This window comes from Metasolibacillus sp. (assembly GCF_025291715.1).
GTDB lineage: Bacteria > Bacillota > Bacilli > Bacillales_A > Planococcaceae > Metasolibacillus > Metasolibacillus louembei.
The window spans coordinates 43,507-54,167 of the sequence record NZ_JAMBIZ010000026.1 but is presented as its reverse complement, the minus strand read 5'-3'; the positions used below and the strand labels follow the sequence as shown (position 1 = coordinate 54,167).

Genomic DNA, 10,661 nt, shown 5'->3' with positions numbered 1-10,661 from the left:
GTAATTTTAAAAAATTAAAAATCAGGCACAGGAGCAGTCTAAGCTCTTAAAAAAATCGAATTATGAAATTGATTCAAGTGAAGGTGATTTTATGCATAACTGTAAATATTGCAATACTGAACTTAATGAAAATTGAATATTGCGAACCAAAAGGTTCTTACGCTTTTTTAGTGAAAAGTGCTAGGTATATGTAGTAGTGTTGTAAATTACTTTATCAATATAGTATCATCCGTTAAACCGTACACGTTTTTCAAGCAATTCAATACTTGCGCGACCGTACATCATACGTTTTAACATCTTTAGTCGATTAATCTGCCCTTCCACAATGCTTGTATTAAATGTATAAATAAAGGAGGCTTTAACAGCTTCTAAATCCTCTTTTATGGCCGTTACATATCGTTTGATTTCTTTTGTCTCTTCTCGCTCAAAATAACGGAGAAGTTGCAGGAATGTTTGTAGGTCGCTTGTTGAATAGGCAACTCTAACTAGCTGGACGAATGCGTAAATCGGTTGTGTTTCTGGATAATTACTTAATGTCACTTGCAACATTTGATGCTGTTTTTCTTTTAATTGTTCATAAAAGCGCCAAAAACCTAGAATGATTTTTTTACGACTGACCTTCTTGGACAGTGGGATAGATGGCTCTTTTGTGGGTTTTAAACGCTCGACCGTTTTTCGGACGGTTGAGTAGCTGCCTTTGAACCCTAAGCCTTCGATTTCTTTTAAAATCGCTCGCACTGTCACACCACTTTCGGTTCGTTCTTGGACAAGTTCATAAAATGGTCGTATTAAGGCAGAGATTTTTGATTCACGATAATACAAGATTGGTTCTTTTATTTCGATATATTTTTTAACCGTATTTCGACTCATATTAAACTGCCTTGCGATTTCACGTTGGGATTGACCTGTTTGATAGGCCTGTTTGATTTCTTGTATCAATACCCATCTCTCTTCTTTTGGTTTTAATGGCGTTGGAATAGGTGGTTCAATCATGTGTGCCTGCTCTTCTGGCAGTTCAATATAAGCAGGCAAGAGACGTGACAATGCGTCTTTCGCTGTTTTAAAAAGATTTTGAACAAGATGGAATCGATCGCTCACGTGGACAATATCAGGTGAAGCAGTTGTAATCGCTGCTCGATATGAGTTAGAGCCCTCGCGTGCGACTACGTACAATTTTGTTTGTGTTTTTAACCAATCTTCTACGGTCTTTGTATCGCGACCATTCAATAAAGCAAGAGGCTTGTTCGTACGTAAATCACAAACAATGGTGCCGTAACGATCTCCTTTTCGAAAGGCAAAATCATCAATCGCAAGGAAAGGGAGACGGCACAGCAATCTGAGGTGTCTGATAAATCAAGCGAAGCAACGTATCATGACTCACGGGTAACCCTAGCTTTTCACTCAATTTAGCGGCTTGTACGCAATTTGTTCGAAAAGCGATTTCACGTAAGCATTCATTCACGCGAACTGTATTCCGTTGATAAGCTGGTGCAGCGTCAATCGTTTCCGTGAAGATGGTCGTATTACAAAGCTATCTGAAGAAGAACGAACAGAGATTTCAACCGTAGTGAAGCAAGATGAATATGCCGATTTACCACCAACACAAATTGTCCCAAAGTTAGCTGATCAAGGGACGTACATCGCTTCAGAATCAACATTTTACCGTGTATTACGCGAAGAAAAGATGCAAAATCACCGAGGCTTTAGTCAAAAACCGACGAAACGGATACCAGAAAGTCATCTCGCTGTGGCACCGAATCAAGTATGGACATGGGACATTACGTGGTTAGCAGGACCTGTGAAAGGTATGTTTTATCGTCTTTATTTAATCATTGATTTATTTAGTCGCAAGGTTGTCGGCTAGGAGGTTTGGGAAACCGAAGAAGCAAACTATGCGGAGCAACTGGTACAAAAAGCGGTACTGAATGAAAAAATTCAAGGTGCGCCACTCGTCCTTCATTCGGACAATGGCAGCCCGATGAAAGCCTCCACTTTTCAAGGGTTTCTGGAGAAAATGGGCATTCAAAGCTCGTATTCAAGACCACGTGTCAGCAACGATAATCCCTATTCAGAAGCGATGTTTCGGACGTTGAAATACCGTCCTGATTTCCCACGAAAAGGGTTTAAGTCCGTAGAGGAAGCACGTGCTTGGGCATTAAAATTTATCCGCTGGTACAACGAAGTGCATTTACATAGCGCCTTGAAATTTGTGACGCCAGTGCAGTGCCATACTGGTAAAAATATGGAAATTTTAGAGAAAAGAAAAGAAGTGTATGAAGAAGCTAAACAGAAGCATCCAGAGCGTTGGGCTGTGCAAACACGCAATTGGTCAGCGCAACAACAAGTAGCACTGAATCCGATAAAAGAAGTCGCTCAGGAATAAAAAAATCCCCCTTTTCCCTGTTGATGTTCAATGGAAAGAAAATCGCTTTCCATTGAACATCAACAGGACAGCAAGCACAGCGCGCTAGCTTCTATTGAATTGGGGATTTGATTGGAACGAATAGGAGTTTAGTAGAAAAGTAAAATAGCTCGATGCGACAACTATATTGACAAACACCGAATACGAGATTGCCACATTAATTGGCGTTCCGATCGTTTCATAAAAAAACCTCCAACTTGATTCATTTTCATGATTGTCTCATGGCCATGAAATTCGTTGAAGGTGTGCTGTATTTGGCGCTTACAATTGTCCGCATTGAGTGGCTTAAAGTTCCGCACTGGTGGTCTTTTCGGTTCGCAATATATCACCTCCCAATTTTTTAATTAGAAGGTCTAAGAATCGTTCAAATATGTTATTTTTCCATAGGGATGAAAATAGGGATATTCAACAAGAGTTCAACTCCCGTTCAATATCCCTAACCTCGAAAATCGTTGATATACCGCCATTTATAGGCTGGTAAATTATGGAGACGGCGGGAGTCGAACCCGCGTCCAGAAGCTCCAATACGCCGGCTTCTACGCGTGTAGTTTGTCTATTTGCAGTTCACGTGGCATTATGCCGACAGACAGGCGTCCTGCACGCTAGCTTGGAAGTCTCTTGTCGGTGACTCAAGCGGCACCACCGACCGTATCCCACTTAAAGTTGAGCCCTACGTACTGCACATGGGTGATGCAGAGGCAGAGCGCCTACGAGCTTACGCTGCGAAAGCTAAGTTTTGTTGTTTGCCAGTTATTATATAACTTCCGTTGATGACGGAGCCGAGACCTCCGACGCGCGACCAGAGCTTGAACCACCCCTGTCGAATCCGTAACGTCCCCGGATAATAATCCGGTTTGTAAACCGTATACGGTCAGCACTGCTTAATGCATGCTGTAAAATGAGCAACGTATGAGTAGCTGCTCGCTGGCATTATAGTCACTATTATAAGACAAAGATAGTCAAACATCAAGTGATATTACTTGTTAAATTTTTCATTTTTTTGAGTAGCACGCCCATAATAGCGTGCTGCTCAACATTAGCGTTGGCGGTCCTTGAAAGCACGTTCCATTTCACGCTTTGCTTCTTTTTTGCGTAAATCATCACGTTTATCGTGGTCCTTCTTCCCTTTACCTAGACCGATTAATAGCTTTGCATAACCATCCTTGATATACATTTTTAATGGCACGATGGTGTAGCCATCGCGTTTGACTGCGCCTACTAGCTGACCGATTTGTCGTTTGTGTAGTAGGAGCTTGCGGTTGCGCAGTGGGTCGTGGTTGAAGCGGTTGCCTTGGTCGAATGGGCTGACGTGCATGTTGTAGACCCATGCTTCGCCGTTGCGAATGCGAATGTGCGAGTCCTTTAGTTGGACTTTGCCTGCACGGATTGATTTGATTTCTGTGCCTGTTAGGACGAGGCCTGCTTCGTATGTTTCTTCGATGAAGTAGTCGTGTCCTGCCTTTTTGTTTTGGGCTAGTACTTTGCCCGTTCCTTTTGCCATTTGTTACACCTCACAGCGAGCTGCTCACGATTGGTATGAGCAGCTTATTCTCATTATATCTTGTTTTATTTTCTCTTTTTCTTTTTGCCTTTTTTAGCGACGCCTTCGTAGAATTTTGGTTTATCCTTTGCTTTGCCGTCTTTGCGGCGTCCGCGTGGGTCACGTTCAGCTGTTTTGCTTTTTTTGCGTCCTGGGCGTTCATCGTCACGCTTTCTTCTGTCACGGCGCTCTGAGCGTTCGCCACTTTTCTTTTCAGCGCGTCCTGCGTGAATAACCTTTGGTGCAGCTTTGCGTGGGCGTCCACCATGTGATGTGACCATGCCAACAACTTCAAAGTCGATGGATGATTCCTCGATGACTACGTTTGCGACGCGTACTGTCACTTCATCACCGATATGGAATTGGCGTCCTGTGCGCTCGCCGATTAGTACCATTTGGCGGTCATCGAAGCGGTAGTAGTCGTCTGTCATATTGCTAATATGGACAAGGCCTTCTACTGTGTTTGGTAGCTCAACAAACATGCCGAAGTTTGTCAAGGATGATACCATGCCGACAAATTCTTCACCAATTTTATCAAACATAAATTGTGCTTTTTTCAGTGCGTCTGTGTCGCGCTCTGCTTCTACAGCACGGCGTTCGCGCTCTGATGTATGGTCAGCAATTTCATCCATCGCTTGCTGCCATTTGAATACCGTTTCCTTTGATGTGTCACCATTAATTAAATATGTGCGAATTAAGCGGTGCACGATTAAGTCTGGGTAACGGCGTATTGGCGATGTGAAATGCGTGTAATAGTCTGTCGATAAGCCGAAATGCCCTAGCGATTCTGGATAGTATTTTGCCTGCTGTAATGAGCGCAGTAGCATCGTTGAAATCACTGGCTCCTCAGGCATGCCTTCAATCGAGCGAATAATTTCCTGCAATGCTTTTGGATGGACAGAGTTACCTGTTCCTTTTATGACTAAGCCGAAATTCGTTACAAACTCAAAGAAGCGCTGTAGCTTTTCTGGTTTCGGGTCTTCGTGTATACGATAAAGGAATGGTAGTTCCATCCAGTGGAAATGCTCGGCAATCGTTTCGTTCGCAGCAAGCATAAATTCCTCGATTAAGCGCTCCGCTACTGTGCGTTCACGCAGCACAATATCAGTTGGCCAGCCTTCTTCATTCACTAGCACCTTTGATTCCTTGAAATCAAAGTCAATCGCCCCACGTGCCATACGTTTTTGGCGTAAAATAGCGGCTAGCTCTGCCATTTGCTGAAACATCGGTACAAGCTGCTCATAGCGTTGTAGTAGCTCTGGATGCTCATCAGGTTCCTCTAAAATTTTATAAACATCTGTATAGGTCATACGCTCTGTTGTGTTAATAACACTTTGGAAAATTTCGTGCTGCACAACTTGCCCGCTACCATCAATTGTCATTTCACAAGATAGTGTTAAGCGATCTACTTGTGGATTCAATGAACAAATACCGTTTGATAGGCGGTGCGGAATCATTGGAATTACGCGGTCTGTTAAATAAACAGATGTGGCACGCTCATATGCTTCTTGGTCTAATACAGAGCCCTCTGCTACATAATGGCTCACATCCGCAATATGCACACCAAGCTTGTATGTGCCATCTGCATTTTTCGTTACGGTTACGGCATCATCTAAATCCTTGGCATCTGCGCCATCAATTGTGACAATGACTTCATTGCGTAGGTCACGACGCCCGATTAAATCCTGCTCTGACACTTCATCAGATACTTGCCCTGCCGCATCGACAACCTCTTGCGGGAATTCAGGTGGGATATCATATTTATAAAGAATGGATAAAATATCGACACCAGGGTCATTTTTATGCCCTAATATTTTTGTCACCATACCCGAAGCCGATTTAATTTCATCTGGCCATGCAGTTACTTCGACAACGACCTTATGTCCATCTACTGCGCCGAGTGTATCCTCTTTGGCTACATAAATGTCCATATTTAATTTTTTATCATCAGGTATTACAAAACCAAAGCCACGATTTGCTTGGTATGTACCGACGAAAGTCGTTTTGCTACGCTCAACAATTTTCGTAATCGTTCCTTCACGGCGATCGCCTGATGATTCGTTTAGTACACGAATTAATACCGTATCGCCATTTAGTGCACCATTAATTTCATGTGGTGGGATGAAAATATCATCCATCCCGTCTTCCTCAGGTGCGACGAAACCAAAGCCTTTTGCATGGCCGATAAAGCGTCCGCGCAATAAATTCATGCGCTCTGGTAAGCCATAGCGATTGGCACGTGAGCGTACAACATAGCCTTGTGCTTCCATCTTTACTAAGGTTTTGACAAGCTCTTTAAATTCCTCTGCTTCAATCATGCCAAAGACATCTTCAATTTCTGAAACGGTCATTGGCTTGTACTCTTGACTTTTCATCAGCTCTAGCAAGCGCTGCTGTAAATCATTTTTTTGCGTCATTATTGTCCCTCCTTACTAACAAACATCTCTATTTCCAATTAATCGACATGCCAATCAAGTGCTTCTAAAAAGGCATACACATCCTCATGTAGCTGTTCCTTTTCTTTATCTAGTGTAATGACATGTCCTGAATTGTCATACCATTTCATCGATTTCTTTAAGGATTCCACACCTTCGTAAATCATATTCGCGGAATCTGGATTAATTACGTCATCTTTTGTTGCCTGCACGACGAAAATCGGTGCATAAATCATATCAATTTCGCGGTATACATCGTCAACAAGCTTTTGCAAATCCTTTAAGGACGGCATACCTTGCTGACGAATCGCTTGCAATTCTAGTTCGATTTGCTCGTCAGTTTTTCCTTCATATTTTTTATATTGCTTTGCATAGTCTAGCACACCGTCAAACATAATATCTAATGTGCGCATCGTCATCGGTGAACACATTGTCACGATGCCCTTCACTGGAAAGTTCATTGCCAGCTTTAATGAAAAAACACCACCAAGGGATAATCCCGCAACCGCAATTTCCTCATAGCCTTGTTCCTTTAAAAATTGGTAGCCATTCTGCACATCCTGCCACCACTGACTCGGATTCGTCACGAGTAGCTCCTCTGGTGGTACACCATGCCCTTTATAATGTGGCGCATGAGAAGTGTAGCCCTTCTTCTCTAAAAAACGTCCAAGCATGCGCACATCGGCAGAGGTACCTGTAAAGCCATGCAATAGCAGTACAGCTCGCTTCCCCGCTTGAAAGAAAAATGGTTTTGGCTGTGTTAGTTTCATTGTTTTGTCCTCCATACTTTTCAACAATTGCCCGTCTAATTTACATTATAAAGTAAAACAACCAATGATGGCGAAAAATCGAGCTTTTCTTTTAGGATTTATCATCTACTACCCAAACTTTATATCGGGCAGCTGTTGATTCTGTCATTACTTTCAATTCTTTTATCCCCGCAAGCCTAAAAGCTAAAGAATAGGCTATTTTATAATCTGGCGTATCATAGCCATCATAAAGTCGAGCGTAAATTTCATTAGCTATTGAGTCAGCCCACACATCTGCTTCATGTAAGCTGTCAAATATAATATCCTCCCTATTCCATCTCGTCACCATCTATTCCCCCCTCGAAAAAATGTTTAAACAAAAAGCCGCCACATAAGTTTTCACTTATGGACAGCTTGTCTCACTTTAATTAAATTTTTGTAATAGCAAGTGTTAAAATAAAGAAAATTACCGCTAATACGATTGTTGTGCGGTGTAAAATTAAATCCATACCGCGCGCTTTTTGTTTACCGAATAGTTGCTCCGCTCCACCAGAGATGGCCCCTGATAAACCTGCACTTTTACCTGATTGTAATAATACAGTAACAATTAAAGCAATCGAAACGATAATAAGTAAAGTCATTAATAACGTATGCATACGTCCACCTCCTGCATCCCAAACATTGCAACAAGATTCATTATACCAAATGCCCTTCTATATGACAATGCGAAATATTTCAAGTCACTTGCATCTCCTATTCTTATCATCTAGGATAAATATAAGATTGGAGGTCCTAGCTATGCAAAAAATTTTAATTATAGAGGATGAGCCACAAATTGCGCGTGTTTTGCAATTGGAGCTTGAATTTGAAAACTACGCAACAAAAGTAGCACATACAGGAGCAGAAGGATTAATTGCCTATCGCGAGGAGCAGTGGGACCTCGTATTGCTCGATGTGATGCTGCCTGAGATGAACGGCTTTGAAGTATTGCAGCGCATTCGGAAAAAGGATGATACACCTGTAATTTTGCTAACAGCAAAGGGGCTCGTTGAAGATAAAGTAACGGGACTGGATTTAGGAGCAAATGATTATGTCACAAAACCCTTTGATTTTGAGGAATTGCTCGCCCGTATTCGCGCTGCTTTGCGCACAAGAACTGTACAGCGCGAGGAACAATTGAGGTTTGCGGATTTATTTTTAAATGAGCAGACACGCGAGGTGATGCGTGCAGGACAAGCAATTCATTTAACGCCACGCGAATATGATTTACTCGTTCATTTTTTAAAGCATCCACAGCATGTGCAAAGTCGAGAGCAAATTTTAACGACCGTTTGGGGCTATGATTATTTTGGCGATACGAACGTTGTTGATGTCTATGTTCGTTATTTGCGTCAAAAAATTGATGCAGTAGGTACTCCCCTGCTTCATACAGTACGCGGTGTTGGTTATGTCTTGAAGGTAGCGAACGATGAAGCTTAAAACGAAGATTAATTTATTTTCGACATTGCTTACATTATTTATTATTACGACAAGCTTTACAGGTATATTTCTGATTTATCAAAAGCTCGCCTTTCAAAATGAATATACACAGCTGCAAAATCGTGCAGGTGAATTAATGAGTGGGATGAGCAAGGTAGATGCCAACATGAATATTAGCTCCTTTTTGCGTGCGTATATTCCGTCAAATGGTGCTTTGCGTATCGTAGACGAGAAGGGTGAACAGCTAATGAATATGCAGGCGACGGCAACTGTTGAGCGCATCCCTTTCATATTAGAGGAAAATGCTGATTATACAATTTCTTATTGGAAAGATATGCCTATCATCGCAACCAACTATCCGCTTATTTGGTCAACAGGTGAAGTTGTTACATTACAATTGATTGAGCCATTGCCTAATATTGCGCAAAACATTGCCCTTTTAAAATGGATTTTAATTGCTATGGCATTAGTTGCAATTATTCCAATTTATTTAGCGAGCTCGATTTTAGCAGGTATTATCGCAAAGCCAATTCAACAGCTGACAACGACAATGCAGCAAAACATTACAACAAATCGCTATGAGCAGTTACCTTTACAGCAAAATAAAAAAGATGAAATTGCGGAGATGACAACGACCTATAATGCGCTAATGCATCGTTTAGAGGACAATTATTTGAAGCAGCAGCAATTTGTTGGCAATGCCTCACATGAGCTGAAAACGCCGCTCACTGTTATCGAAAGCTATGCCAAGCTTTTGCAGCGTCGTGGCTTTCAAAATGAGCAGGTCGCTTACGAGGCGCTGACAGCCATTACGAAGGAAACAGCAAATATGCAGGATATGATTACACAAATGCTACAGCTTGCCTCTGTCAACGAAAATGTTGAAATTGCTTCAGCTCAGACAAATATTGAGCCGTTATTGCAGGAAATTGCCATGACAATGCAGCAGGCCTATGCGCGTGAAGTTCGCATAGAAGGCAATAGCTTTATGTTGATGACAGATGCTGCGAAATTAAAGCAGCTGCTCTTTATTTTTATTGATAATGCGCGTAAATATAGCGATCAGCCCATTACAGTAACAATGACAGATAAGCAAATTATTATTGAGGATACAGGTATCGGTATACCTGAAAAGGATTTACCACATTTATTTGAGCGCTTTTATCGTGTTGATAAAGCGCGTAATCGTAAAACAGGTGGCACTGGGCTTGGTTTGGCAATTGCTAAGGAGCTAGCTGATTTACTGCATTTAACGATACAAATTAGCAGTGCTGTCGGTGTTGGTACAACTGTGACAATTTCGAGTAAGGATGTGATGATACATGAATAGAAAGGTCATTTTATTGTTGATTGCAACATGTATCGTTAGCTATTTCCTCTTTTCTGGATTGAATAACATTATGCAAAAGCAGCCGCTAAGTGAGGCCGATGTGCAACAGCATATTGAAAATTTATATGCAGGTGAAGTCAAGTCAATTGCGATGGAGGATGATATCGCTATAGTATCCTTTGCCACAGCAGAGGGTATTTACCAGGTCAATGTTGATTTAGAAAATAGGCATCCTTCCAATTTAACACTTGTCCATCAATTTGTAGCACAGATAGATGAAAAGAAAGAAGTTGTTACAAAAGACAATTCCAAAAGTGATGTAGTGCAAGAAAATACAAAACAAGTAGAACAAAAAAATGATACAGTACAAAAGCCAGTGGAACAGCCTAAGACGAATGAGCAAGCCACTAAGCCACAAACAAAGCAGCCTACTCCAGAAAATAAAAGCTATAAAATCTCTCAAGAGCAGGCAATTCAAATTGCGCTAAAGGAGCAGCCTGGCATTGTTGATAAGGCAAAATTTAAGAAAACGGATGATGGCGGCACATATGAAATTGAAATAGAGCATGGCGACTATGAAACAAAGTTTGTTATCCATGCTATTACAGGGAAAATTATAACTGTAGAATTCGATGATTAAATTCTCATTAAATTCTAATGTTGCTCTCACAGTCATCTCATTTTCATTTTTTATAATGAGGCTATA

Annotated in this window: 11 protein-coding genes and 1 other RNA gene; 5 read left to right on the top strand and 7 right to left on the bottom strand. The window is 41.5% G+C overall.

Features of this window, described 5'->3' with window-relative positions; genetic code table 11:
• Window positions 1-225: 225 nt before the first annotated feature.
• On the bottom strand, window positions 226-1,335 hold the full coding sequence (locus tag M3Z76_RS14835) for a transposase (RefSeq protein WP_293928225.1): 1,110 nt from the start codon (window positions 1,333-1,335) through the stop codon (window positions 226-228).
• Window positions 1,336-1,477: 142 nt separating this feature from the next.
• Between M3Z76_RS14835 and M3Z76_RS14830 the strand changes: the two genes are divergently transcribed.
• Complete coding sequence (locus tag M3Z76_RS14830; protein ID WP_293928227.1) at window positions 1,478-1,864, top strand: hypothetical protein; 387 nt, start codon at window positions 1,478-1,480, stop codon at window positions 1,862-1,864.
• Window positions 1,865-2,014: 150 nt separating this feature from the next.
• The gene (locus tag M3Z76_RS14825; RefSeq protein ID WP_293928230.1) at window positions 2,015-2,383 is read left to right on the top strand and encodes an integrase core domain-containing protein; all 369 of its coding nucleotides are present in this window, start codon (window positions 2,015-2,017) and stop codon (window positions 2,381-2,383) included.
• Window positions 2,384-2,904: 521 nt separating this feature from the next.
• Here the strand turns inward: M3Z76_RS14825 and ssrA are convergent.
• The 6 genes from ssrA to secG form a co-directional block, all read right to left on the bottom strand.
• Window positions 2,905-3,261, bottom strand: a transfer-messenger RNA (tmRNA) gene (gene ssrA, locus M3Z76_RS14820).
• A 197-nt stretch (window positions 3,262-3,458) separates the two neighbouring features.
• Window positions 3,459-3,923, bottom strand: a complete 465-nt coding sequence (smpB, locus tag M3Z76_RS14815; protein WP_293928233.1) for an SsrA-binding protein SmpB — start codon at window positions 3,921-3,923, stop codon at window positions 3,459-3,461.
• Window positions 3,924-3,988: 65 nt separating this feature from the next.
• Complete coding sequence (gene rnr / locus M3Z76_RS14810) at window positions 3,989-6,379, bottom strand: ribonuclease R (protein ID WP_293928235.1); 2,391 nt, start codon at window positions 6,377-6,379, stop codon at window positions 3,989-3,991.
• A gap of 38 nt (window positions 6,380-6,417) precedes the next feature.
• On the bottom strand, window positions 6,418-7,167 hold the full coding sequence (locus tag M3Z76_RS14805; RefSeq protein WP_293928237.1) for an alpha/beta hydrolase: 750 nt from the start codon (window positions 7,165-7,167) through the stop codon (window positions 6,418-6,420).
• A gap of 91 nt (window positions 7,168-7,258) precedes the next feature.
• Window positions 7,259-7,495, bottom strand: coding sequence for a hypothetical protein (locus M3Z76_RS14800; protein WP_293928240.1), 237 nt, complete (start codon window positions 7,493-7,495; stop codon window positions 7,259-7,261).
• Between the two features lie 79 nt (window positions 7,496-7,574).
• Window positions 7,575-7,802: a preprotein translocase subunit SecG gene (secG, locus tag M3Z76_RS14795; protein WP_293928243.1), complete on the bottom strand. Its 228-nt coding sequence runs from the start codon at window positions 7,800-7,802 to the stop codon at window positions 7,575-7,577.
• 142 nt (window positions 7,803-7,944) lie between these two features.
• Between secG and M3Z76_RS14790 the strand changes: the two genes are divergently transcribed.
• From M3Z76_RS14790 to M3Z76_RS14780, 3 genes are read left to right on the top strand one after another with little or no spacing between them, the layout of a single operon-like run.
• Complete coding sequence (locus M3Z76_RS14790; RefSeq protein ID WP_293928246.1) at window positions 7,945-8,625, top strand: response regulator transcription factor; 681 nt, start codon at window positions 7,945-7,947, stop codon at window positions 8,623-8,625.
• Complete coding sequence (locus tag M3Z76_RS14785; RefSeq protein ID WP_293928249.1) at window positions 8,615-9,955, top strand: sensor histidine kinase; 1,341 nt, start codon at window positions 8,615-8,617, stop codon at window positions 9,953-9,955. Before M3Z76_RS14790 ends, M3Z76_RS14785 begins: the two co-directional genes overlap by 11 nt.
• A complete protein-coding gene (locus M3Z76_RS14780; protein ID WP_293928252.1) occupies window positions 9,948-10,595 on the top strand; it encodes a PepSY domain-containing protein in 648 nt (215 codons plus the stop codon). The genes M3Z76_RS14785 and M3Z76_RS14780 overlap by 8 nt, the downstream gene beginning before the upstream one ends.
• Window positions 10,596-10,661: the final 66 nt, after the last annotated feature.